Annotated in this window: 26 protein-coding genes; 16 read left to right on the top strand and 10 right to left on the bottom strand. The window is 60.9% G+C overall.

All coding sequences use genetic code 11. The features are described from left to right. The first annotated feature begins 4 nt into the window (after positions 1–4). Both BDD14_RS11635 and BDD14_RS11630 read left to right on the top strand, forming a co-directional pair. Entirely contained in the window at positions 5–847 is an 843-nt protein-coding gene (locus tag BDD14_RS11635; protein WP_242617893.1) for a glycoside hydrolase family 16 protein, read from the top strand. Between the two features lie 116 nt (positions 848–963). After that, positions 964–2,523: a flavin monoamine oxidase family protein gene (locus BDD14_RS11630; RefSeq protein ID WP_130418951.1), complete on the top strand. Its 1,560-nt coding sequence runs from the start codon at positions 964–966 to the stop codon at positions 2,521–2,523. 11 nt (positions 2,524–2,534) lie between these two features. On the opposite strand, the gene BDD14_RS32395 is transcribed toward BDD14_RS11630, so the two are convergent. Together BDD14_RS32395 and rpmE are read right to left on the bottom strand one after the other, a co-directional pair. Then, the gene (locus BDD14_RS32395) at positions 2,535–3,938 is read right to left on the bottom strand and encodes a tRNA dihydrouridine synthase (protein ID WP_207231721.1); all 1,404 of its coding nucleotides are present in this window, start codon (positions 3,936–3,938) and stop codon (positions 2,535–2,537) included. Positions 3,939–4,021: 83 nt separating this feature from the next. Next, positions 4,022–4,255 (bottom strand): 50S ribosomal protein L31, encoded by a 234-nt coding sequence (gene rpmE / locus BDD14_RS11620; RefSeq protein WP_130418950.1) that lies wholly within the window; start codon positions 4,253–4,255, stop codon positions 4,022–4,024. Positions 4,256–4,493: 238 nt separating this feature from the next. Between rpmE and BDD14_RS11615 the strand changes: the two genes are divergently transcribed. After that, positions 4,494–5,252 (top strand): ATP-binding protein, encoded by a 759-nt coding sequence (locus BDD14_RS11615; protein WP_130418949.1) that lies wholly within the window; start codon positions 4,494–4,496, stop codon positions 5,250–5,252. 12 nt (positions 5,253–5,264) lie between these two features. On the opposite strand, the gene BDD14_RS11610 is transcribed toward BDD14_RS11615, so the two are convergent. After that, the gene (locus BDD14_RS11610; protein WP_130418948.1) at positions 5,265–5,453 is read right to left on the bottom strand and encodes a hypothetical protein; all 189 of its coding nucleotides are present in this window, start codon (positions 5,451–5,453) and stop codon (positions 5,265–5,267) included. A gap of 179 nt (positions 5,454–5,632) precedes the next feature. Here BDD14_RS11610 and BDD14_RS11605 point away from each other — a divergent pair, with 179 nt between their 5' ends. Next, positions 5,633–6,244: a DUF2393 family protein gene (locus tag BDD14_RS11605; protein ID WP_130418947.1), complete on the top strand. Its 612-nt coding sequence runs from the start codon at positions 5,633–5,635 to the stop codon at positions 6,242–6,244. A gap of 224 nt (positions 6,245–6,468) precedes the next feature. After that, a complete protein-coding gene (locus tag BDD14_RS11600) occupies positions 6,469–7,386 on the top strand; it encodes an OmpA family protein (RefSeq protein WP_130418946.1) in 918 nt (305 codons plus the stop codon). 218 nt (positions 7,387–7,604) lie between these two features. On the opposite strand, the gene kdsA is transcribed toward BDD14_RS11600, so the two are convergent. Continuing rightward, positions 7,605–8,441: a 3-deoxy-8-phosphooctulonate synthase gene (gene kdsA, locus BDD14_RS11595; RefSeq protein ID WP_130418945.1), complete on the bottom strand. Its 837-nt coding sequence runs from the start codon at positions 8,439–8,441 to the stop codon at positions 7,605–7,607. A 108-nt stretch (positions 8,442–8,549) separates the two neighbouring features. On the opposite strand from kdsA, the gene BDD14_RS11590 reads away from it, so the two are divergent. Genes BDD14_RS11590 through BDD14_RS11580 form a run of 3 tightly spaced genes read left to right on the top strand, consistent with a single transcriptional unit; the run spans position 8,550 to position 10,347 of the window. Next, entirely contained in the window at positions 8,550–8,960 is a 411-nt protein-coding gene (locus BDD14_RS11590; RefSeq protein WP_207231720.1) for a hypothetical protein, read from the top strand. Positions 8,961–8,969: 9 nt separating this feature from the next. Then, on the top strand, positions 8,970–9,440 hold the full coding sequence (locus tag BDD14_RS11585; RefSeq protein WP_130418944.1) for a MarR family winged helix-turn-helix transcriptional regulator: 471 nt from the start codon (positions 8,970–8,972) through the stop codon (positions 9,438–9,440). Positions 9,441–9,456: 16 nt separating this feature from the next. Next, on the top strand, positions 9,457–10,347 hold the full coding sequence (locus tag BDD14_RS11580) for a hypothetical protein (protein ID WP_130418943.1): 891 nt from the start codon (positions 9,457–9,459) through the stop codon (positions 10,345–10,347). 1 nt (position 10,348) lies between these two features. Here BDD14_RS11580 and BDD14_RS11575 read toward each other — a convergent pair whose 3' ends face one another. From BDD14_RS11575 to fdhF, 4 genes are all read right to left on the bottom strand, one after another. Beyond that, positions 10,349–10,732, bottom strand: coding sequence for a VOC family protein (locus BDD14_RS11575; RefSeq protein WP_130418942.1), 384 nt, complete (start codon positions 10,730–10,732; stop codon positions 10,349–10,351). A 46-nt stretch (positions 10,733–10,778) separates the two neighbouring features. Further along, positions 10,779–10,976 (bottom strand): hypothetical protein, encoded by a 198-nt coding sequence (locus BDD14_RS11570; protein WP_130418941.1) that lies wholly within the window; start codon positions 10,974–10,976, stop codon positions 10,779–10,781. Between the two features lies 1 nt (position 10,977). Further along, positions 10,978–11,436, bottom strand: coding sequence for a helical membrane plugin domain-containing protein (locus tag BDD14_RS11565; protein ID WP_130418940.1), 459 nt, complete (start codon positions 11,434–11,436; stop codon positions 10,978–10,980). A 117-nt stretch (positions 11,437–11,553) separates the two neighbouring features. Further along, a complete protein-coding gene (gene fdhF, locus BDD14_RS11560) occupies positions 11,554–14,607 on the bottom strand; it encodes a formate dehydrogenase subunit alpha (protein ID WP_130423000.1) in 3,054 nt (1,017 codons plus the stop codon). Between the two features lie 107 nt (positions 14,608–14,714). On the opposite strand from fdhF, the gene BDD14_RS11555 reads away from it, so the two are divergent. From BDD14_RS11555 to BDD14_RS11545, 4 genes are all read left to right on the top strand, one after another. Continuing rightward, positions 14,715–15,674 carry a DUF72 domain-containing protein gene (locus tag BDD14_RS11555; protein WP_130418939.1) on the top strand — a complete coding sequence of 320 codons (960 nt, stop codon included), beginning with the start codon at positions 14,715–14,717 and terminating at the stop codon, positions 15,672–15,674. Positions 15,675–15,733: 59 nt separating this feature from the next. Next, positions 15,734–15,988, top strand: coding sequence for a glycosyltransferase (locus BDD14_RS11550; RefSeq protein WP_130418938.1), 255 nt, complete (start codon positions 15,734–15,736; stop codon positions 15,986–15,988). Between the two features lie 207 nt (positions 15,989–16,195). Further along, positions 16,196–16,318: a glycosyltransferase family protein gene (locus tag BDD14_RS33715; RefSeq protein WP_278045478.1), complete on the top strand. Its 123-nt coding sequence runs from the start codon at positions 16,196–16,198 to the stop codon at positions 16,316–16,318. 75 nt (positions 16,319–16,393) lie between these two features. Beyond that, positions 16,394–16,582, top strand: a complete 189-nt coding sequence (locus BDD14_RS11545) for a hypothetical protein (protein WP_130418937.1) — start codon at positions 16,394–16,396, stop codon at positions 16,580–16,582. A gap of 44 nt (positions 16,583–16,626) precedes the next feature. Here BDD14_RS11545 and BDD14_RS11540 read toward each other — a convergent pair whose 3' ends face one another. Continuing rightward, on the bottom strand, positions 16,627–17,907 hold the full coding sequence (locus BDD14_RS11540) for a flavin monoamine oxidase family protein (RefSeq protein ID WP_130418936.1): 1,281 nt from the start codon (positions 17,905–17,907) through the stop codon (positions 16,627–16,629). Between the two features lie 238 nt (positions 17,908–18,145). Continuing rightward, positions 18,146–19,543 carry a CCA tRNA nucleotidyltransferase gene (locus BDD14_RS11535; protein ID WP_130418935.1) on the bottom strand — a complete coding sequence of 466 codons (1,398 nt, stop codon included), beginning with the start codon at positions 19,541–19,543 and terminating at the stop codon, positions 18,146–18,148. A gap of 22 nt (positions 19,544–19,565) precedes the next feature. On the opposite strand from BDD14_RS11535, the gene tsaD reads away from it, so the two are divergent. The 4 genes from tsaD (at position 19,566) to pqqB (ending at position 23,507) form a co-directional block, all read left to right on the top strand. Then, positions 19,566–20,777: a tRNA (adenosine(37)-N6)-threonylcarbamoyltransferase complex transferase subunit TsaD gene (gene tsaD, locus BDD14_RS11530; protein WP_130418934.1), complete on the top strand. Its 1,212-nt coding sequence runs from the start codon at positions 19,566–19,568 to the stop codon at positions 20,775–20,777. Between the two features lie 125 nt (positions 20,778–20,902). Beyond that, positions 20,903–22,375, top strand: coding sequence for a cysteine--tRNA ligase (cysS, locus tag BDD14_RS11525; protein ID WP_130422998.1), 1,473 nt, complete (start codon positions 20,903–20,905; stop codon positions 22,373–22,375). Positions 22,376–22,511: 136 nt separating this feature from the next. Beyond that, positions 22,512–22,592, top strand: coding sequence for a pyrroloquinoline quinone precursor peptide PqqA (gene pqqA / locus BDD14_RS34445; protein WP_130422996.1), 81 nt, complete (start codon positions 22,512–22,514; stop codon positions 22,590–22,592). Between the two features lie 3 nt (positions 22,593–22,595). Then, positions 22,596–23,507, top strand: a complete 912-nt coding sequence (gene pqqB, locus BDD14_RS11515; protein WP_130418933.1) for a pyrroloquinoline quinone biosynthesis protein PqqB — start codon at positions 22,596–22,598, stop codon at positions 23,505–23,507. Position 23,508: the final 1 nt, after the last annotated feature.

The raw sequence follows: 23,508 nt of genomic DNA, 5'->3' as shown, positions 1-23,508 counted from the left end.
CAGGATGCGCTTGCCTGTTTGTGCCACTTTGCTGGCGGTATCTTTCTGCTGTGCCCTCGTCTTCCGCTCGGAGATGACGCCGGCCCATGCCGCGGAAGCGCAATGGAAGCTGGTTTGGAGCGACGAGTTCAACGGAGTGGATGGGTCTCCGCCGGATCTGGCGAAGTGGACCTACGATACCGGAGGCGGCGGCTGGGGCAACAAGGAGCTGGAGAGCTACACGTCGCGTCTCGAGAACGTGCAGCAGAGAGGCGGCAACCTCGTCATCACAGCGATCAAGGAGCCTTACACGGGGTTGGACACGATCGCCAGACCCTACTCTTCGGCGCGGATCACCACCAAGGGACAGTTCCTCCAGGCCTACGGCAGGTTCGAGGCGAGGATGCAGCTTCCACTCGGCAAAGGAATCTGGCCTGCCTTCTGGCTGCTGGGCAACGACATCGACAGTGTGCGCTGGCCCGGTGCGGGCGAGATTGATGTGATGGAGAACATCGGCGAGGCCGGAAGGATCTACAGCACGCTGCATGGTCCGGGTTACAGCGGCGCGAAGGGCATCTCCGCTCCGTACGATCTTCCTTCCGGAGAGACAGTGAATGGAGGGTTCCACACCTATGCGGTCGAGTGGGCTCCGGGGAGCATTCGGTTCTATCTGGATGACAAACTGATCGTGGAGCGCACCCCGAAGAACCTTCCCGTGGGAACCAGGTGGGTCTACGATCATCCGTTTTTTATGATCCTGAACGTTGCTGTCGGAGGCGGGTGGCCGGGTTATCCGGATGAGACGACAACCTTTCCGCAGCGAATGCTGGTGGACTATGTGCGGGTATATTCGAGGGTTCGAGGATGATACCTCCAGCACTCTAGTCACCGCGCTCTATTTGCTTGCGTGCGGTTGTTGCCGTGTCCGATACTGAAGGCAGGCTACCCCTATATTTCAGTCACGAGAGAAGAGGCGTTTTCGATATGAGCCTTACCCGTCGTGTTTTTATCCAGCGTATCGCGCAGCTTGGCGGATACTCCGCCGCGTACTCGACGATGCACGCACTTGGACTGATTCCAGCTACGGGCGCGTCGGAGCTGCCGGACCTGCCATCGGACTTTGGCAAGGGCAAAAAGGTAGTCATTCTTGGCGCGGGTATTGCTGGGCTGGTGTCTGCGTATGAGTTGCGTAAGGCTGGGTTTACGGTGGCGATTCTTGAGGCACGAAATCGTCCTGGCGGACGCTCGTGGTCGGTGAGAAAAGGATCGACGGTTGAATTTACAGATGGCACGAAGCAGGAGTGTACGTGGGAGGATGGGCACTACCTGAATGCCGGGCCTGCACGCATTCCGTCACATCACACACACATTCTCGACTACTGCGAGAAGCTGAACGTACCGCTGGAGGTGGAGATCAACTTCTCACGTTCGGCGCTGATGCAGGCCGATGTGTTGAACGGTGGCAAGGCGGTTGAGGAGCGGCAGGTGGTGCACGATACGCGGGGCTACATCGCTGAGCTGCTTTCGAAGGCTGTGAATCAACATGCACTCGATCAAGAGCTTACGAAGGAAGACTCGACGCGCCTGCTGGACTTTCTCCAGGGCTTCGGCGATCTGAATGAAAAAGGCAAGTACATGGGAACTCTTCGCGCCGGATTTACGCGGCCGCGCGGAGCTGGACCGGACAATGTGCATCTTCATGATCCGCTGAAGTTTTCGGAGTTGCTTGCGGCGGATATGTCGAAGGGCGAGTTTTACGAAGAGCAGATCGACTGGCAGGCGACGATGTTCCAGCCGATCGGCGGCATGGATCGCATCGGCTATGGCTTCGCGAAGGTGCTCGGCGACCTGATTACGTATGAGGCTCCGGTATCGGAGATTACAACCGGGATCAACTCCGTGACGGTGAGCTACACCAGGGGTGGCAAGACGCAGACGATGACTGCGGACTGGTGTATTTGTACGATGCCCCTCTCGGTGCTGGCGAAGACGAAGAACAACTTTTCGGCGGAAGCGCAGAGAGCGTTTACGGCTATGCCGATGACGGCGCTCTACAAAATTGCGTGGGAGTCGCCGCGGTTCTGGGAAAAGGAGTATCGCATCTATGGCGGAATAAGCTTCGCGCAACAGATGGTCGACCTGGTGTGGTATCCGTCGAACAAGTTGTTTTCGCCGAAGGGCATTCTTATTGCCGGCTTCAATGCGGAGCGCGACGAGATGGGTGCGCCCACGCCGTTTGGTGCGCTGTCGCGTGAAGGCAAGCTGGATGCTTCGCGTGCGGCTGTCGATAAGCTGCATCCAGGCAAGTCATCGCTGCTGACGAAGCCGATCTACGTGAGCTGGGAGAAGATTCCGTACTCGCTTGGGTGCTTCGCGAACAATCACCTGCCCAGCAGTGATTCGGCGTACAAGCAGCTCGACAATCCGGAGGGCCGCACAGTGTTTGCGGGTGACTACTTGTCGCACCTTGTGGCATGGCAGGAGGGAGCGGCGTTATCGGCTCATCGCGCGATCGATCGGATTGCGGCTGCAATGCGAGGGTAGGTGCTGCGTTGCTAGTCGCAGTATGCGGCTTCGGTGAGGAGTGTTGTGTCGTCCGTCACAGCATCGAGCGAAGCCTCATCGACGATCTGGTGTGATTCGAAGAAATTCTCGACTGCGGCTATGACAGCATTGCCGTTCTTCGACTCGAAGATCTGCTTGCGCAGCGCGCCTCCACCGGGCACGCCGTGCGTGAACCAGGCGGCGAACTGCTTCATCTTTCCGACGGCGTCGCGATTGCGCTTGTCGCGGGCGATTTGACCGGAGGCGATGATGGCCTCGGCACGGGCCGCTTCGGCGGCCTCTTCGAGCGCGATCTCGTCGACCAGCATCTGGAAGTAGGTGCGGATCATGCGGTAGCGGTCTTCGTTGGTGGGATGGTCGTAGGTGCCAACGCCGGTAGCTTCCTTCGAAGCGGTGTACTGCGCGATCTGGCGGAAGATCCACGGATTCGCCGGGGCGGTGCGGCCGATCATGACGGCGTCGCATCCGGTCGCCTCGACCATCGCTGCTGCGTCCTCGGGGGTGCGGATGTCGCCGTTGCCGATGACAGGGATGCTCACGGCATCTTTGACCTGAGCGATGTACTCCCAGCGCGCCTGACCGGTGTAGCCGTCTTCGCGGGTGCGGGCGTGCAGCGCGCAGGCGTTCAGGCCGCAGTCTTCGGCCATCTTCGCCAGCTCGACGCAGACGATGTGGTGGTCGTTCCAGCCCATGCGGAACTTCACCGTGAAGGGGATCGAGACGGCGGTGCGGATGGCTTTGAAGATGCGCTCGATCTGGGGCAGGTCCTTGAGCAGGCCGGAGCCGCCGTTGCAGGCGACGACGCGCTTGGCCGGGCAGCCGAGGTTCAGGTCGACGAGATCGAAACCGGCGTCCTGAACGATGCGGGCGGAGTCGGCGAGGGTCTCGGGATTGGAGCCGAAGAGCTGCGCGGAGATTGGGTGCTCGTCGTCGTAGTAGGTGAGGTAACGCTTGCGCTTGGTCTCGCGCATTCGAGAAAGCCCGTCGGCCGAGGTGAACTCGGTCATGATGAGGCCGCAGCCGGATTGCTGGTTGGTGGTCTCGGCAGCTACGTTGGTGGCGTCTGAGGCAAACCGCAGGTCCTTCGACTCCGCCCCTCCGGGGCTCCGCTCAGGATGACAACTCTGAGGAGGATCAAAGCTCCGCTCAGGATGACAACTCTGAGGAGGATCAAAGCTCTGCTCAGAATCCCTGTGGGCATTGAACTGGCTGGCGTTCTTGATGAAGCGGCGGAAGACGGTGTCGGTCACGCCGGCCATCGGGGCGAGGACGGTCGCCGGAGCGATGGTGACGTTGCCGATGGTGAAGCTGGCAGGCACGCGAGTTTGCGCGGGCATCGCGTGTTCGACCGGCGAGTCCCACTTCTTCTGCTCGAGCGTGTAGCGCTTCTTCATACGGGAATCAGTATCTCAGGTGAGGTCCAAGAAGAAGGCCTCCGCAGTGGCGGAGGCCCCTTCGATGGTTTTCGCTTCGTCGCTTACTTTGTAGCAGCTGCCTTGCCTGCATCCGACTGGGCGAATTTGCGACGGAAACGCTCGACGCGTCCGGCGGTGTCGACCAACTTCTGCTTGCCGGTAAAGAACGGGTGGCAGGCGGAGCAGATTTCGAGGACGATATCGCCTTTGTGTGTGGAACGGGTCTCAAAGTGGGTCCCGCAGGCACACTTTACGGTGATGGTCTGGTACTTCGGGTGAATTCCTTCTTTCGGCATGAACCGATCCTTTCGCCGGACGATCTTCTCGCCGGCGTTTGAATTTGGCTTTTCCGGGTCGCGGATCGCTTGCAACGGTACGGTCACGTCACATCGATGGGCCTGTCGCGACGCCGTGCCAGGCCAGCAGAGCCGGAATGGCGAGCACATAGCTTATTTTACCATTTCGCAGCCTGTTTTCGCACAGGGGCAGCGAAGCCGGACTGCTGCGATACTGAGGATACGAAACGAGAAGGCAATGGCTGAAGTCTGTTCCATCTGCGAAGGCGCGGGGCTGCGGGTCGTCGAGCGCGACGGCCGCAGGTTTGCCGAGGACTGCATCTGCCGCATCCAGGAACGCGCCCGGCTCCGGGTAAAACGCGCGGCGATCCCGCGCCGCTACGAGCACTGCACGCTCGAGAGCTACGAGACCAACTTTCCCTCATCCCACCGATCGCTGGGGGTGGCGCTGCTGCGGGCAAAGCGGTTTGTCGAAAGCTACCCCCTGGAGACAGACGGCACGGGTCTGCTTCTGACCGGATCGATTGGGGTCGGCAAGACGCACCTGGCGGTGGGCATTCTGCAGTCGCTCGTAGTCGAACGCGGAGCAACGGGATTGTTCTACGACTACCGGGACCTTCTGAAGCAGGTTCAGAACAGCTACAACCCCCAGGTTCGCGAGACCGAGCTTGAGGTTCTTCGGCCCGTCTTCGAGACCGAGGTTCTCGTTCTGGACGAGCTGGGAGCTGCAAAGCCGACGGATTGGGTATGGGATACGGTCGCTCACATTCTGAACACGCGCTACAACGACCGGCGCACGACCATCATCACCACCAACTATGCCAACCAGGGGCCGCTTGGAACCATGGCCGGTGACGGGGCAGGCAGGATGCGCGAGGAGAGCCTGGGGGATCGCATCGGCGAACGAATGAGGTCGCGGCTGCAGGAGATGTGCGTCGTGGTGGAGATGCAGGGCGAGGACTTTCGCCAGAAGGTCAAACGCGCCAGCTTCGCCTAAGCGGGCAGGCGATTACATGACGGTCGCGAGCAGTACCAGGCCGGCGGTCAGGGCGGCTATGCGATAGGCATAGTCAGCGCCCCGGGAAGGAGCTCCCGAGCCGGGGACAATGGGGTCTGAAGAAACGGCAGGGCGAATCCCCATCGAGGTGCTGTTGGAGTCCGTCGATTTACTGGTCCGAAAGCCGATAGGGGGAGTCATGGCTCGGTTCTCCTGCTGCTACTCCATGTAGATGACGATGTTTGACCCGATGATGCATCTATCTGGTGGATTTCAACAATGAAAATTACGCTAAGTTCTGACCAGCGGAGTGTTGACGCCGGAACAGACCCGATATGGGAAGATCGCGGATGGGCATGACGGTATAGAATTTCGGCCATATGAGCGACCAGGAACGCAGACGTCAAGGTACGGACGGCCCGGATGGGAAGGAAGCGACTCCCAGCGAAGAATCTCCCGTTGCTTCGAATCACATTCCGCAGTCACCAGAGATCTTCGTTCCCCCGCTGGCTCGCTCCTCGGGCATGCCGCTCTCCGCCTGGCTGATTGCGGGAGCAGTGGTGCTTGCCGTCCTGGGAGGTCTTTTGCTTGCGGGACATCGCAAGGCACCAGTGGTCACCGGGGTTCAGCCCATCGATGCCTACGCTTCCAATCTGCAGCTTTCACAGCTCCAGATGAGCGAATCGACGAGCCTCTCAGGAGGCAAGTCGACCTTCATCGACGGGCATATTCGAAACTTGGGCCCGGCGGTGGTGACCGGGGTGACGGTTCAGGTTCTCTTTCACAACCAGGAGCAGATGCCTCCCCAGGTGGAGACACTGCCGCTGGCCCTCATCCGGACCCGCGAACCCTATGTCGATACCCAACCCGTCAGCGCGGCACCTTTGAATCCGGGGGATGAGCGCGAGTTTCGTCTTATCTTCGAGTCGATCCCGGCGAACTGGAACATGCAGATGCCCGAGATCCGGGTGATCCGGGTGGATACGAAATAACTACTCGGCGAAGAAGGCTGCGGAGGCTCCTCCGAAATACTTACCGGCTGCCTGGAAGAAATTGCAGGAGCTCCTGGAAAGCCTATTTTGGGGGAAGAATCTACAACTAGCTAACTTACTTGTTTTCAGTGCAAGTTAGCGCTAAGTGGTTTGGCACGGCACATGCTTTAGTTCCCGGTATACAGGCGTCTGAAACGGCAGATGCAGTGCAGAGGAGCGAAGACATGATAACCGGAACTAGATTTGGTCTCTCAGTTGTAGTACTCGGCACCGCGATGAGTATGAGCGCCCTGGCTCAGTCGGCTACGCAGGCGACTCCGTCGGGACAGGACACGAGCACCTCCGCCCCAGCCGCGGGAAGCCAGATGAGCGTGGACGACAAGTCCACCTATGCTACGGGTAAGCCTCTTGAATCGCAATCGAAGGAGGGTTTCTGGGGCAAGATGAACCCCTTGGCCCGTAAGAAGTGGGTACACAGACAGGTGGATCCGATCAAGGACCGGACCAACGAACTGGATCAGCTTCAAGCGAAGAATGCGAATGACATCCGTGACGTCGATTCGCGTGCGACAACCGGAATCAATAAGGCACAGAGTGCCGCAGATCTGGCCGATCAGCATGCAGCTGACGCCGCCAATAAGGCTGGCGCCGCACAGCAGACGGCAACCAACGCAAGCAGCCGCGCTACCTCCCTCAACACCACGGTCAGCAATCTTGATCAGTACAAGGAGATAAGCTCATCGTCCGTAGCCTTCGTTTCCGGACGTACCACTCTCGGTCCGAAGGCCAAGGCCGAACTGGACGATGTAGCAGCAAAGCTGGCCAACGAGAAGGGATACATTGTCGAGGTTCAGGGATATAGCCGCTCCGGCGTGCAGACCTCGCAGGCGATGGCGGACGCTGTTGTCCGCTATCTCGTAACGGAACACCAGGTCCCGGTATATCGCATTTACCGTACCGGCCTCGGGAAGAATACGGCTAAGCCAGTCGATGGCGAAAAGGCTGTCACAAATGGCGTCCGAGTAACGTTGCTGCACAACAGCCTGGCAACTATGGACTCCAACTCCGCATCGAACACGGTACCGGCCTCTCCCCAGCCCTCTCATTCGGGCGTCAGCGCACCACCAGAGGCAAACCAGTAATGTAGGCCCTCCCCCCAAAAGGGCGGCATAGTTCCCTCTATGTCGCCCGCAAGTTTAGTACGGTTTGTCGGCGAGCGGCTTAGATCGCTCCCGCAATAGACTCTCCTAACCAGAGAGAACCAAGGCAGATTGGCCCCTCAAGCGAGGGGCCGTTTTTTTTGTGTGTGGGAAGTGACAACAGGAAACCAAGGGAGACCGGGCGGGGAGTGACCAGAATGCTAGGCCACTACCCGATGGATCGCAAGAAGTTGTTCCAGAACGCCGCGCAGATGGTTTAGATGTAGCGCGTTTGCTCCATCGGATTTCGCCTTCGGCGGGTCGTTGTGGACCTCGAGAAAGACGCCGTCCACCCCGGCTGCGACCGCGGCCCGGGTGAGGATGGGGATAAACTCCGGCTGGCCTCCTGAGACGCCGTTCGCTGCAGAAGGTGTTTGAACGGAATGAGTTCCGTCAAAGACGACCGGCGCGAATTCCCGCATGATGGGGAGCGATCGCATGTCCACGACGAGGTTGTTGTAGCCGAAGCTGGCTCCCCGTTCGGTGAGCGAGACGCGGTTGCAGCCGCTCTCGCGAACCTTTTCGACGGCATGGCGCATATCGGCCGGGGCTACAAACTGTCCCTTTTTGATATTGATGGCCCTGCCATGCTGGCTGGCGGCCTCTGCAGCCGCGATCAGCAGATCGGTCTGGCGGCAGAGGAAGGCCGGGATCTGGAGAACGTTGACGGCTTCGGCAACCCTTGCGCAATCCTCGGAGGTGTGGACGTCGGTGAGGACCGGCAACCCTGTGGTCTCTGCGATGGTTTGGAGGATACGGGTACCTTCCTGGAGGCCGGGACCGCGAAAGCTATGAATGGAGGTGCGGTTGGCCTTGTCGTAGCTGGCTTTGAAGATGAGGGGAATCCCAAGGTCGGAGGTGATCCGCTGGATGGAGTCGGCCATCATGCGGGCATGCGGTTCGGATTCGATGACACAGGGGCCCGCAATCAGGAAGAGCGTTCCACGGCCTACGGAGAGATTGCCGATTTCGAAGGGATGGCTGGTTGGGTTGCTCACAAGGATTATTTGACCACGGCGAAGAATAGGCTGAAAGTTTTTGAAGCCCTCACTTTAAGGTTGCATCTGCAACTAAACAGTTGCATGTGCAACTGAAGGAGCGCTTCCGTGAATCTTCTCAGTCTTTCTGCTCTCGTTCTTGGTGTGGGTATGCATGCGCAGGCACAGGGTGCTGCGATGCCTGCGCCTCCTCCCGTGCCGGTAACCGATGTGATGGTGCTGCTTACCCGTAAGCCGAGTGTCAGTGTGTCCGATTTGATGAAGGTGCTTCCGGAGGAGGCACGGGAGACGATGCTGTTGTATCTGGATGGAAAGATCGATCAGTGGTACTCGCGCGCCGATGGCAAGGGGGTTGTCTTCTTTCTGCGCTGCAATACCGTGGAGGAGGCGAAGGCGATTATGGGGAGTCTGCCGCTGGACAAGGCGGGGATGGTTGATCTGGAATTTATTCCAGTGGGCCCGTTGTCTCCTATGCGGCTGTTGATGAAGCCTCAGACGGGAGAGACAGGAACGAAGTAGGGTTAAGAAATGAACGGAAGACGAACGGATGACGCGTCAAGCGGAGGTTTATCGTGCGCGCTGGCGGCGACGAGGCGCACGGCCCGGTTGATGACGCAGTTCTACGATGCCTGTCTGTCGGAGGCAGGCATCGAGGCGGCACAGTTTGCGTTGCTGCTGGCGCTGGATACGGCGAAGGACAAGGGACAGGCCGCGCTGGGGCAGATGCTGGGGATGGACAAGACGACGCTCTCGCGGAATCTGAAGGTATTGCGGGAGAAGGGATGGGTGGAGTCGGTCGCGGGAAAGGATGCCAGACGGAGATGTGTGTCTCTGACTGCGGAGGGAAGGGTCCGGCTGCGTGAGGCGAAGCCGGCCTGGCGCAGGGCAGGGGAGAGGTTTCGCGATGGAATGACGGAGAGGGAGTGGGCGGCGATGTGGTCGAGCCTGGAGACGATGACGCGGGCGGTGGCGAGAGCCGGGGAACGAAAGGGCGGCTAGCGGTGTCTGTGGAGGCATGGGACAGCGTGGTGGGTTGAGTTGGCAGACGATTCTCTGCGCGGTTATTACCGTTGCCGGCGCTCTCTCGGCTCCAGCGCAGACGGGCACTTCACCAGAGGGGAGTCCTTATCGGGGCAGGGTTGTGACTGATCCGGAGGGATTGTCGGGGTTATGGGAGACTCCGAACGGACACGGCGGCTTTGTCGGGATTCACATGGTGTTGTGGACTTCGGTGGCACCGGATGCGACATCGGACCACCAGACCCTTGCCGGAGTAGAGCAGCAATGGGAGTCTCTGGATCTTGGCGTGTATGAGCAGAAGGGAGCCGAGTTCACCTTTGGAGAAGAAGGTTATTTCTCGGACCATGCGCGCGCGGCACAGGTGAAACTTGAGGATGGACATCTGGAGTTGCACTTCGTTCCGCCAGTTGCAAGTATGCCAGCTGTAGATCTGAACCTGACGAAACAGGAAGGCGATTTCTGGGTGGGACGTTTCCGTCGTGGAAGCTTCGATGAGCAGGTGACGCTGGAGCGTCCGGAGGCGGGAATGAAGACGCACAATGCGATCACGGGCTCGTGGAGTTCAGTTGGATTTATGAGCAGAGTGGTCCACATTGGGGAGCAGGCTCCGGGCCAGTTTGTCGGTTGGTCGGACATACTGCAGATTCCGGGTACGGTTCGATTGGCGCCAGGGATTCAGCCTCACCGTCTTTTTGAGATCTATGGCGACCGTCTTAAGGTTCAACGAGCGGGGGAACGAGGTGTCCTGTTTGAGTTTGGGGCGTACTCAGGCGCATGTTGTTCGCGAACCTTCGCAGGCAAACTGTCTTCGGACGAGAGTTGGATCGAGAGCGGAGCAGGGCCGAGCGCGGCAGGTCCTTTTACGAAGTTGACGCGAGTTCACTGAGTCAGACACTGGCGTGTTGAGAGAGCGAGAGGACGTTGCCGTCAGGGTCTTTGAACCAGGCGACCTTGGCGGCACCGTCGGGAGCGGTCCAGATACCGGAGGCGTCCTGTTCGAGGAAGGGATAGCGTTCAAATTTGATTCCGGCAGCGGCAAACTGCTGGACGGAGGCATCGATCGACGGGACCTTCCAGCCAAGGATGGTGTGAGGAGACGGATTGAATGCCGCGATACGGGAGATGCGGATGTCGATGCCACCGGAGCGGACGACGATAGCGAACTCATCGTCGGAGACGAAGGTGAGTCCGAGGGTATCGACGTAGAATTTGCGGGCGCGGTCGGCATCGACGGTGGGGATGAAGCCGATAAGTTGAGTCTGTGCGAGCATGGAGAGCTCCTCGGTTACAAGAGATCGAGCTGCCAGTCCTGAGAGATCAAATCTTTTCCGAAGGCAGTGTACGGCTTTTCGTGCATAAGCCGGTAGCCTTCGCGCTCATCGATGCGACGGACGAATAGAGCGCGCCGTGGCGTTCGATGACCCAGCCAATGTCGCCCTGGCGATGGGTGCGAAGGAGGATCGGCGGAGTTTGGTGGACTTCGGCACGGGGCTTCTTTGCGGGCTTTCGGCTCATCTTACCGCTTGAACGACCTGCCGAGATTGGTGAGTACAAGCGTGAAGAGGGAGAGTCCGCGCCGTCCATCTGCGCTGGTGGCGCGACGAAGGAGCTGCCAGGCTGAGGGCGGAGTGCTCTCGCGACGGTACTCTTCGGAGCTCTGCCGCACGACATCGGCGAGTGGCGCCAGCAACTCGGGATCGAGGGAGGCGAGCACCTTTGCCGCTTCAAGGAGGTTGAGCAGAGCGGCCTTTCCTTCCTCGGTGTTTGCGGCTTCGGCGAGGCGTCCTGCAATTTTGTCGCGCGCCGTGATGAGACCGTGGATCGCGTCCAGGGTGCCGTTATCATGGGCGGCCTGAATGACGTCGTAGACGACTAACAGAGCTTCGGCGTGCTCGCGCGGGGCACGGGCGAGGCGGCGCTCGAGCTCCAGGTGCGGATCGACGGGCTGGGGTTTGAAGCTGAGCGGGTTAGCCATGCGGATTCCTTGGGTGAATCGAAGTTTACGGCGGAGCGGAAGAAATACTGAGATTCTTTGCTGCGCTCAGAATGACGTTGATACGGTTGGCGATGACGTTGATACGGTTGATGCAGATCAGACCTTTCTGGAGGCGATTTGCACCAGCTTATCTCCGGCACCGGTGCCGGGAAGGTAGTAATCGGGACGTGCCCATTTGCGTTCGATCTCCACTCCGTTCTGGGGCGTGCGGGTTCCGAAGCGGAAGTTTCCTCGGGGGAGCGGGCCCTTGTCTTCGTGCGCGGCCTGGTTGGGGAGGATGGTCATGTTGACGGCCGTCTCCTTGAAGGCCGGCGTGTGCGTGGCCCGGTCGGTGTAGCTGCTGGTGAGGCGGTTGACGGGTTCGTCGACGGAGTTGAGGGGCATGTAGAGCTGCTTGCCCTCGACCCGGTCGGTGACGAGGACCTGGACGCGAACCTCGCCGTAGGGCGAGCGAAGTTTGACGTGAGTTCCGGTGGTGACGCCGCGCTCGCGGGCGAGCTCAGGGGAGACCTCGACGAAGTTGTCTGGGGTCATGGCGTGGATGCCAGGGGTGCGGCGGGTCATCGAACCCTGCTCGAAGTGCTCGAGCAGGCGGCCGTTGTTGAGATGAAGGTCGTAGATGCTGTCCTGCGCCTCGGAGGGACCGCGGTACTCGATGGGGTAGAAGCGCGCCTTGCCGTCGGGGAAATTGAATCTCTCGGTGAAGAGGAGCGGGGTGTCTTTGCCGTCGGGCTCGACCGGCCACTGGAGGCTCTTGAAGCCTTCGAGTCGCTCATAGGTAACGCCGGCGAAGAGCGGAGTGAGGGAGGCGATCTCGTCCATGATGTCGGAGGGGTGAGTGTACTTCCAGTTGCCTCCGAGGCGGTTGGCGATGAGCTGGATGATCTGCCAGTCGGCTTTGGATTCGCCGAGAGGATCGAGGGCCTTGTAGATGCGCTGGATGCGGCGCTCGGTGGAGACGAAGGTTCCGTCTTTTTCGAGCGAGGCGGCGGCGGGAAGGACGAGGTCGGCGTAGCGGCAGGTCTCGGAGAAGTTGATGTCCTGCACGATGAAGAAGTCGAGTTTGGAGAGTGCGGTGGCGACGTAGTTGGCGTTGGAGTCCGAGGTGATGGTGTCCTCGCCCTTGATGTAGAGGGACTTGAGTCCGCCTTCGAGGATGGCGTCGATCATCTGGTGATTGTCTTTGCCGGTGGTGGTGGGAAGGGTGACTCCCCAGGCGGCCTCGAACTTTGCGCGGACGTCTTCGTCGTCGACCTTCTGGTAGCCGGGGAAGAGGTTGGGCATGGAGCCGAAGTCGCTGGCGCCCTGAACGTTGTTATGTCCGCGAAGAGGATAGGCACCGGCGCCGGGGCGCATGTAGTTTCCGGTGAGCAGGAGAAGGTTGGAGAGCGCGGTGGAGGTGTCGGAGCCGCTGGTGTGCTGGGTGACGCCCATGGCGAAGAGGATGCAGACGCCATCGGCGGCGGCGATCTCGTTGGCGACGGTGATGAGGGTGGCCTGGGGGATGCCGGTGATGCGCTCGGTGTGTTCGAGGGTGAAGGGCTCGAGGGACTTTTTGTACTCGTCGAAGTGGTGGACCCACTGCTGGATGAACTGGGGCTGGTGGAGGTTGTGGTCGAGGATGTACCTGGCGACGCCGTTGAGCCACGCGGAGTCGGTGGCGGGGTTGGGCCGGAAGAAGATGTCGGCGCGCTCGGCCATCTCGTGCTTCCGCAGGTCGGCGACGATGAGGCGCTGGCCGCGGAACTTGTGCGAGCGTTTGACGCGGGTGGCGAGGACGGGATGATTTTCAGCGGGGTTGGCCCCGACGATGAGGACGAGGCCCGCCTGCTCGATGTCGGAGATGGAGCCGGAGTCGCCGCCGTAGCCGACGGTGCGCTGCAGGCCCTCGGTGGCGGGGTTCTGGCAGTAGCGGGCGCAGTTGTCGACGTTATTTGTTCCAATGACGGCGCGGGCGAGCTTCTGCATGAGGAAGCTCTCCTCGTTGGTGCACTTGGAGGAGGCAATGAAGGCGAGGGCGTCGGGGCCGTGTTGCTGCTTGATCTCGGTGAATTTCTGCTGAATGAGGTCAAGGGCTTCGTCCCAGGAGATCTCGACGAAGGTGTCGCCCTTGCGGAGGAGCGGGGAGACGAGGCGGTCGTCGGCGTTGATGTGTCCCCAGGCGAACTTGCCCTTGATGCAGGTGGAGATTCCGTTGGCGGGGCCGTGGGTGGGCTCGATCTTGAGGATGTGGCGATCGCGAGTCCAGACCTCGAAGCTGCAGCCGACGGCGCAGTAGGTGCAGACGGTTTTTGTGCGTTTGACGCGAGCGTGGCGCATCTCGGATTCGATGTCGGAGATGGCGAGGATGGGGCTGTAGCCGATGGGGGGCTCGACGGCCTTGACGACGTCGATCATCTCGTCGATAACCTCGTGCGGCAGGTTGGTGAGATAGCCGGCGTGGCCGAGCATGGATTTTTCCATGAGCGCGTTGCAGGGACAGACCGTGACGCAGTGGCCGCAGGAGACGCAGGAGGAGCCGTCGATCTGGTTTGCGTTGTAGGGATCGGCGCCGTCCCAGAGCACGCGCGGATTGTCACTCTCCCAGTTGATGGAGAGGGTTTCGTTGACCTGTACGTCCTGGCAGGCCTCGACACAGCGGCCGCAGAGGATGCACTGGTCGGGGTCGTAGCGGTAGAAGGCGTTGGAGTGGTCCTGGGGGTAGGGTTTGGGGGTGTAGGGGCGGACCTGGTGTTTAACGTCAAGAACGGCAGTAGTGTTGTGGATGGTGCAGTTCTGGTTATTGTTGTCGCAGACCGTACAGTAGAGCATGTGGTTCTTGAGGATGCGGTCGAAGGCCTCGCGCTGGGCCATGTCGGCGAGATTGCTGGAGGTGACGACATCCATGCCGGAAACAATCTGGGTTCCGCAGGCGCGCGCCAGTTTGCCATCCACCTCGACCATGCAGGTATCGCAACTTTCGACAGGGCCCATCTGTGGGAGGTAGCAGACCTGTGGGAGCGGTTTCTGCCCCCGGCTCTCGCGGGAGTCGTTGATGACGTCGACGAGCAGGTCGCCGGTGCGTGCGGCGACGACGAGACCATCCAGGGTAATTTGGGTGTTCGGGGTACGGTCGCGAGGAGTATTGAGCAGCGGACGTTGGACAGTCATATCGGTCTGATGCTCCGTGGAAGTGGGGCGTTGCTGAGTGGAGTTGTAGTGAGGACCCTGCTCGGAATCTACGGTCTTCGCTGGAAGGGAAGCCATCCAATGAGGACATGAACCATACGGCAGCGGCAAAGGGCAGGCAAGCGGGTCGGATCCGGATCGGCATCTCCGGCTGGCGGTATGCGGGGTGGCGGGGAATCTTTTATCCGAAGGGACTTCCGCAGCGGAGGGAACTGGAGTTTGCGGCCCAAAGCTTTGAAACGGTTGAGATCAACGGAACGTTTTATTCGCTGCAGCGGCCTGAGAGTTTCACAGAGTGGACGCAGCAGACTCCGGAGGATTTTGTCTTTGCAGTGAAGGGGTCGCGCTTTATCACGCACATGCTGAAGCTGCGTGAGGTGAGGGTTCCGCTGGCGAACTTTTTTGGCAGTGGCGTGCTGCGGCTGGGGGCGAAGTTCGGCCCGCTGCTTTGGCAGTTCGCGCCGCAGATGCGATTTGATCGCGAGCGCTTCGAGACGTTCTTCAAGTTGCTCCCAAGGTCGCATCGCGAAGCAGCGGCCCTGATGCGAAGGCATGCGGATCGGAGGCGGGAGGATCCGGGGTTTCGCGTGAAGAGGGATGCTCCGCTGCGGCATTCGGTGGAGATTCGCCACGAGAGCTTCGTGGTGCCGGAGTTTGTGGAGTTGTTACGGCAGCACGACATTGGCCTGGTGGTCGCGGATACGGTGGAGTGGCCGCTTTTGATGGATGTGAGCTCGAACTTTGTGTACTGCCGGCTGCACGGGTCGGAACAGTTGTATACGAGCGGATATGGGGAGGCAGCGCTGGACGAGTGGGCCGAGCGTGTTTTGACCTGGGCGCAGGGCGGACAGCCTGCGGGGCGTCGCGCGGATGCGGCGGACGCTGAGGTACGGCCGCGCGATGTTTATGTCTATTTCGACAATGACGCCAAGGTGCGGGCTCCGTTCGATGCGCAGGGGCTGCGGGAGAGAGTGGGGGCGTTGGCACGGGAACGAGGCGTGAAGCTTCAGGCGCAGGATAGCTCTTCTCAGGGCTCTGTAATAAAGTAAAAGGTTGGGAGAGATCTGCAGGTGAAGATGATCGAAGAAGAAAAAGCCTCCCCTGGCGTTTGCTGCGTGATCGTGAACTGGAATGGGTGGCGGGACACGTCGATTGCCTGGCTTCCCTGCGAAAGCAGGATTATCGCAATCTCCAAACGATCGTGGTGGACAACGGCTCGACGAACGATTCCGTGGAGCGCATCCGATCGGCGTTTCCTGAAGTGACCGTGATTGAGACCGGAGAGAATCTGGGCTACTCCAAAGGATGCAACGTGGGGTTGCGGGAGGGTCTCAAGGGAACCGACGAATTTTCTAGCTGCTGACCAATGACACGGTCTGCCCCCCGGATACTTTGCGGAAGCTGGTGCGTCGGGCGGTCGAGAACCCAGAGGCAGGACTGGTTGGTACTGTCCTGTTCTACGCCCATAATTCTGCAGAGGTACAGGCATGGGGCGGAGGCAGGGTTATGCCCTCGATCGGGTACTCGACTCATTTCCATGCTCCGGCCCGGTTTGATCGGAAACTCGTACATGACCTTTGCGAGCGTTCTGGCTCGAAGAGCGATGCTTGAAGAAGTAGGTCTGCTGTGCGAGGGGTATTTCATGTACTTCGATGACGCGGATCTGTGCCTGAGAATGCAGAAGACGCGGTAGAAGATGGTCATCGCGGAAGATACCGCGGTTCTTCATAAAGAAGGGGCAAGCGCACCGAACAAGGAGAGTTTCTTCATGTCGAAGACGCTGACCCTGTCTGATCTTCGCTTTATCCGTCGCAACTCGCCGCTGGCTTTTCTCGGAATGCCTGCGTTTGTGGTTTTGCGCACAGGGAATCGGATTGTCAAAAGAGAGTGGGAGGCACTGCGAGGGGTGTGGCAAGGGACGAAGGAATTTCTGCTGAACCCGATGCCGCAGGATTGAATCGCTCGCGTTGGGTCCTCGCATTAGCTTCTTAGGAGCATCTCCTAAGCGGTTTGATCAAGCACCTGCCGGGCGGCGCGCAGGCCGGAGCGCAGGGCTGCGTGGACCGTTCCCCAGTGGCCGGTGGTGTCGGTGTGCTCGCCAGCGAAGAAGAGTGTGCCGGCCACGGGCTCGGAGAGCTGGCGTGAGGCGTCGATCCCTCCTGCTCCGACGTAACTGTAGGCTCCCAGAGCGAAGGGATCGCTGTTCCAGTTGTGGGTGTAACAGCCGAGAAGAAGGTTCTGTACGCGGGCGGGCTTGAGCGAGAAGATCCGGGCCAGGGTGGAGCAGGCGCGTTCGGCGAGCTGATCCGGAGTGAGGCTCGCCAGCTCGGCGGAGCGTGGACCCCCGACCCAGCCGGTGAGCAGGGGGCTGGGGTGGGGATGAGTCGTCCACCAGACGGGAGGCATCTCGTCGAGGCTGAAGAGGAAGCTGAGGTCTTGCATTCGGGATGAGCGCCGTGTCGTCGTCCAGAATGCATCGCGGAAGAGAAGCGTGAAACGGGTGGCGTGACCCATGCGAAGCTGAGAGGCGGCTTCGAGGATGGTTTCGGGAAGCGGCTCGATGGTGAGGCTTCCAGACTGAAGAACGCCCAGCGGGATTGTAAGGATGACTCGAGGTGCGGAGAAGGTCTGCTTGTCATCGATGATCTCGACCGAACCGGGGCTCCAGCGAATCTCGCGCACGGGGCTGTTGAGGCGAATACTGCCGCCGTAGTCGACGATGCGGTTGGCGAGGTATTGGGCGAGGCGATCGTAGCCGGCGCCCAGGTAAAAGATGCGGTCGCCCTCGATGGAGTCCTCGGCTCTCTGCTGCGCGCCCAGGGAGGCGACGCTGATCTGGTTTGAATCGGCGGCATTGAAGCCCTCGACGAAGCTGCGAGCGGAGGCGCGCTGGGCCTCGGTGGCGTCGAGGCCGGCGACGTATTGGTTGAAGCTCACATCGGGGCCCTTGAATTCTTCGAGGCCCTCGAACGGATGGAAGGCGCTGTCTTCTTCGCGGCAGCGTTTGAGCGAACCATCTTTGAAGCAACCCTGGGAGCCGTCGCGCTCGTAGGTGTCGAGGCCGGTTTCGGTGATGAGGGCCCAGAGCTCCGGCGGGCGTCCGTGGATGAACTCTGCGCCCAGCTCAAGCGTTTCGCCGCCCACTCGATGAGTGAGAATGCGGCCTCCGATGCGGTGGCGGGCTTCGACGACCGTAACGCGAACTCCGGCCTCGGCGAGAGTCCGCGCGGCGGTGAGCCCGGCGATGCCAGCTCCAATCACGACGACGTCGAGTTCGCTCATGTTCCTTTAGATGCAGCGGTTTTGACCCAGGACACGAAGGCATCGAGAGCGCGCTGGGGGGCTGCTGCCGTACCACTGATCACCGTTACGGCGCTGGGGCGGAGAGGTCGTCGGCAGTGTCGCGGTAGGTCGCCGCTTTCGCCGGTGGCCAGCGCGAGGGGCCTCGTAGTTGCGGGCTGCAGGGAAGTAGGCATGCCTGAGCAGATGGACGAACGTCGATGAAAAGAAGACGCCGCGCTTACCGGTGAGGCGGGCCGAAGCGGTTCTGGACGAAGCGTAGCGCCTCAGCGGGGGTGGCGACGGTGCCTTCCAGCTGTGCGTCTTCGGCGGCCTCGAGCATCTTCTTGAACCGCGGGCCGGGATGGTAGCCCGCGGCGATGAGCTCGCGCCCGGTGAGGAGGAGCTTCGGTTGGATGGATTCGGGGGGAGCGGCCTCGTACTTTTCCCTCGCGAAGTCGTAGAGGCTGAGATCACCGTGCGAGGAGAGACAGTCCATGCGGTGCAGCGCGAGGTGCTCGTCGAAGTCCGGGAGGCGGAGGAAGCGCTTGAGGGTGGATTCGCGCATGTGGAGAACGTCGCCGAAGCGCATGTGATTTTTTACGAGGGCGGTGATCTGCGCGATCTCTTCGTTGGAGAAGTGGAGGCGCTGGAGGATCTTTTCGGCGATGCGGACGCCGACCTCGACGTGGCCGTTGAAGCGGATGCGGTCGTTGGGGTTAGCGGGGTCTGGAGCGCGGAAGGTTGCGGGTTTGCCGACGTCGTGGAGGAGGGCGCCCCAGGCGAGGGTGGACGAGGCTCCGGCGGGAAGTTTTTCGAGGAGGAGGAGGGTGTGGATCCAGACATCGCCTTCGGGGTGGTACTCGGGCGGCTGCTGGACGCCGTGAAGTTTTGTGATCTCAGGCAGGATGTGGGGAAGCAGGCCGAGCTGGTCGAGGAGTTCAAAGCCAGGTCGGGCGCCGCCTTCGGTGAGGATGAGGGTTGTTTCGTCGCGGATGCGCTCGGGGCTGACAACGTTGATCTGCGCTGCAAGCTGGCGGATGGCGGTAGCCGTTGCTGGCTCGATGGCGAAGCCGAGCCGAGCGGCGAAGCGGACGGCGCGGAGCATGCGCAGCTTGTCTTCGGTGAAGCGCTGCAAGGGGTCGCCGATGGCACGCAGGGTGTGGGTAGCGAGGTCGTCGCGGCCGCCGACAAAGTCGAGCGTGGCCTGGGCAGCGTCGCCCGTTCGTTCGTAGATCTCGGGGTCGAGCAGCATGCCGTTGATGGTGAAGTCGCGGCGGAGAACGTCTTCGCGGGGATCGGTTGAGAATCGGACGGCGTCGGGACGGCGGCCGTCGGTGTAGGCTCCGTCGTGTCGGAAGGTGGCGACCTCGGTGGAGGTTCCGTCGGAACCGTCGTTGGGTTCACAGACGAGGACAACACCGAAATGTGCTCCTACAGTGAGGGCTTTCTTGCCGGGAAAGAGGCCGAGGACGACGTCGGGGGTGGCAGAGGTGGCGACGTCGTAGTCCTTGGGAGTGAGGCCGAGCAGGAGATCGCGTACGCAGCCGCCAGCGAAGTAAGCCTCGTGGCCTGCGGTGCGTAGTGTCTCGGCGATGTTGCGGGCTGCGAGGTACTTCGGGTTCGCTGACTCGGCCATCTCAGTCCCCTATGATAAAGAGATGCGCGATGCGAGCCACAATGACGAACCGAAAGGCCTGATTCTGGCCATCGAGAGCTCGTGCGATGAGACGGCTGCGGCGGTGGTGCGCGGTGGATGTGAGGCGCTGTCGAATGTGGTGGCGTCGCAGATGAAGCTGCATGCCAATTACGGCGGCGTAGTTCCGGAGCTGGCATCGCGGGAACACTTGCGCAATATAGTTCCGGTGGTACGGGCGGCGATGGAGCAGGCGGGAGTGTCGCTTGATGATGTGGATGCGATTGCCGTCACCGAAGGGCCGGGGCTTGCCGGTGCGCTGCTGGTGGGGATTACGTATGCGAAGGCGCTGAGCTTCGGGCTGGGCAAGCCGTTGATCGGGGTGAATCACCTGGAGGGTCATATCCACGCGGTGCTGATGGAGGCGCGGCAGCGGGCTGAGAGCCCGATGGAGCTTCCGCTGCTGGCGCTGGTGGTCTCGGGCGGTCATACGCACCTGTATCTTGCGGAGCAGCGAGGCGAGGGCGGCTGGCGTTATCGCAATGTGGGCCGCACGGTGGATGATGCGGCGGGCGAGGCGTACGACAAGGTGGCGAAGCTGCTGGGACTGGGGTATCCCGGAGGGCCGTGGATCGATGTACTGGCGAGGCGCGGGAATCCTCAGGCGGTGCCGTTCCGCTTCGGGCAGATCAAGCCGCGTGCGCATCGCGAGGGAATCTCGCTGTCGAACAAGAAGGCCCCTGCAAAGGGGTCGGGAGATGTAGCGAGCTTCAACTTTTCGTTCAGTGGGATCAAGACAGCGGTGCTGCGCTACATTGAGACGCACGAGATGCGCGGGAGCGCGGAAGCGCGGCGTGGGGTGCTGGCGGAGCATCCGGAGTGGAAGCCGGGGTCGGAAGAGACGGCGGCGCTGTGCGATGCGGAGACGCTGGACCTGATTGCGTCGTTCCAGCATGCGGTGGTGGGGAACCTGCTTCGCCAGACATTCGCTGCGGCCGAGAGGTTTGGCGCGCGGGGCGTTGTCGTCTCCGGAGGCGTTGCGGCGAACAGCGAGCTGCGGCGGAGGTTTCAGGCGGAGGCGCACCGACGCGGGTTGCCGGTGGCCTTTCCTTCGCTGGCGCTGTCGACCGACAATGCGGCGATGATCGCGGCAGCGGCGTGGCCGAAGTTTGTCGCAGGCGAATTTGCCTCCGAGGCGCTTGGGGCGACGCCTCAGCTTCGACTGGGTGGAGCTTAGTTGGTTCCTGCGGTGACAAGCAGCTCCCGGGGATCGGCTAAAATCAACAGGGAAATTCCAAACGGGAGAGGTCTGCACCGCGCTGCGTGCTCGGCTGCGACAGGACAAAAGCGCACGTGGCAACGATGGAACTCTTCAACACCCTGGGCGGCAAGGTCGAGACACTGGAACCGGTGGGCGCGCCTGAGCTGAGAATGTATTGCTGCGGGCCAACGGTCTACGACTACGGCCACATTGGCAACTTCCGTACCTTTCTGCATGTAGACGTGCTGCGGCGTTTCCTGCGCCAGCAGGGGATGACGGTGAAGTTCGTGATGAACATCACCGATGTGGATGACAAGATCATCCGCAACGCCGCCGCGGCCAGCAAACCGATCGCCGACTACACGGAGAAGTACGAGCGCGCGTTCTTTGAGGACTCGGACGCGCTGAGCATCGAGCGGCCGGAGCTTGTGGCCCGGGCTACCGATTGCATCCCGGACATGGTGACGCTGATCGAGAAGCTGGCGTCGGAGGATATCGCGTACCAGACCGAGGACGGCAGCTGGTACTTCCGCATTGCGCGCTTCCCGGAGTACGGCAAGCTGTCGCGGAAGGACTTTGATGGGATTGAGGACGGCGCGCGGGTAGACGTCGACGAATACGAGAAGGATGCGGCAAGGGACTTCGCCCTCTGGAAGGCGTGCAAGCCCGGAGAACAGAGCTGGACGACGGCGCTGGGCTGTGGAAGGCCGGGATGGCATATCGAGTGCTCCGCGATGGCGACCAAGTATCTGGGCGAGGCGTTCGATCTGCACTGCGGCGGCGAAGACCTGATGTTTCCGCACCACGAGAACGAGATCGCGCAGTCGGAGTCGGCGACGGGACACGCCTTTGCGCGGCACTGGATGCATGTGCGCTTCCTTCTGGTGGAAGGGCGCAAGATGTCGAAGTCGGAGGGAAACTTCTACACCCTGCGCGATCTGCTGCTGAAGGGATATCGCGCGTCGGCGATCCGTTTCCTGCTGATCTCGGTTCCGTACCGGCACCAGATGAACTTTACGTTCGAGTCGCTGACGGAATCGACCAATGCGATCGACCGGCTGCGCACGTTTCACCAGCGAATGCTGAAGGGCGGGTTTGCCGAGGGGATAGACGATGCTTTGGCTGCGGCTACCGCGAAGGCGGAGCAGGGGTATACGGCCTCGCTCGCTAACGACCTGAACACGGCGGAGGCGCGGGCGGCGGTCTTTGAGCTGGTGCGGGCGGCGAACTCGGCTGCGGACGCGGGCACGCTTCGGGCCGGAAATGTCGATGAGATTCTGCGGGTGCTGGAGCTGTTCGACGGGGTCTTTTCCGTTCTGAAGGACAATGACGCCGAGATCACGCGCGCTGCCCTGACATGGGCCGAGGCCGAGGGCCGGCTGGGTGAGGCGGCACCGGAGTTGGTGACGAACCTGGCGCAGTCGGACGCGGAGATTGAGGCCCTGGTTGCAGAACGCACCCAGGCCAAAAAATCACGTAATTTCGCCCGCGCGGACGCGATCCGTAACGATCTGTTGGGCAAGGGCATCCTGATCGAGGATTCGAAGGACGGGGTCCGCTGGCGGAGAAAATAGCTTGGAACGGTCTGACAAGCTAACCACTCGAGTTTCCACGCGTCCTTAAAATTATGTACAATTCCGGATACGATTCCGGTGGGCGAGGCAAACGAACCTGCTGGGGTTTATCCAAAGAAACAGGAGAAAACCGCGAATGAAGACCTGGACCCGCCCTGATTTTAAAGAAGTTAGCCTTGCTTGTGAGATCAACTGCTACGCCCCTGCAGAACGCTAAAGAATGTTTCTGTTCAAAATGCTGGGGACTGCCGCCGGTGGCGGCGTTCCCCAGTGGAACTGTGCCTGCCAGTTTTGCGAGCTGAGCAGGTCTGCGCCCCAAAGCGTGCCACCCCGCCTGCAGCTGCAGGCTATCGTCTCTGGCGACGAAGAAAAGTGGTTTCTGCTGAATGCCTCGCCTGATCTTCGCTTTCAGATAGAAGCGAACTCCGAGCTGCAACCTTCCGCAAAATATGGCCGCCGCAATACGCCGATCGAAGGCATTGTGTTGACCACGGCGGACCTTGACCAGGTGCTGGGAGTCCTGCTGCTCAGGGAGTTTCAGCCGCTTACGATCTATGCGACGCGGCTGGTGCGGAAGACGCTCGAGGCAAATAGTTTTTTCCGCATGCTTGAGCGGGTTCCCAATCAGCTGACGTGGATCGAGATCGTTCCCGGCAGAAGGTTCGCTCTGGGTGAGTCCGGGATCGATTGCACCCCGGTTCCCTTGGCGGGCTCGCTGCCATTCTATGCGCGGGAGCTTGATACGGGAGAGGCAGGACAGGCGAGTTTAGGGCTGCTGCTGGAGAAAGATGGCCGCCGGGTGGCTTACACTCCATCGGTTCCTGAGATCACGGAAGAGCTTCGGGCAATTTACCGAACCTGCGATACGGTGTTGGTGGACGGTACCTTCTGGAGCGATGCGGAGTTGAGCCGTACGCACTCCGGCACTCCGCTGGCACGATCCATCGGACATGTGCCTCTCAGTGGCGAGGACGGAACGATTGCACTGCTGGCGGACATAGACTTTTCTCGCCGGGTCTTCGTCCATATCAACAACACCAACCCGATTCTCGACAGCCGAAGCGCGGAGTATCGTGCTGTTGTGGACGCGGGATGGCAGGTGGCTCACGACGGATGGCAAGTGGATCAATGAC

This window comes from Edaphobacter modestus (genome assembly GCF_004217555.1).
Classification (GTDB): domain Bacteria; phylum Acidobacteriota; class Terriglobia; order Terriglobales; family Acidobacteriaceae; genus Edaphobacter; species Edaphobacter modestus.
This window is presented reverse-complemented; position numbering and strand designations above follow the sequence as displayed.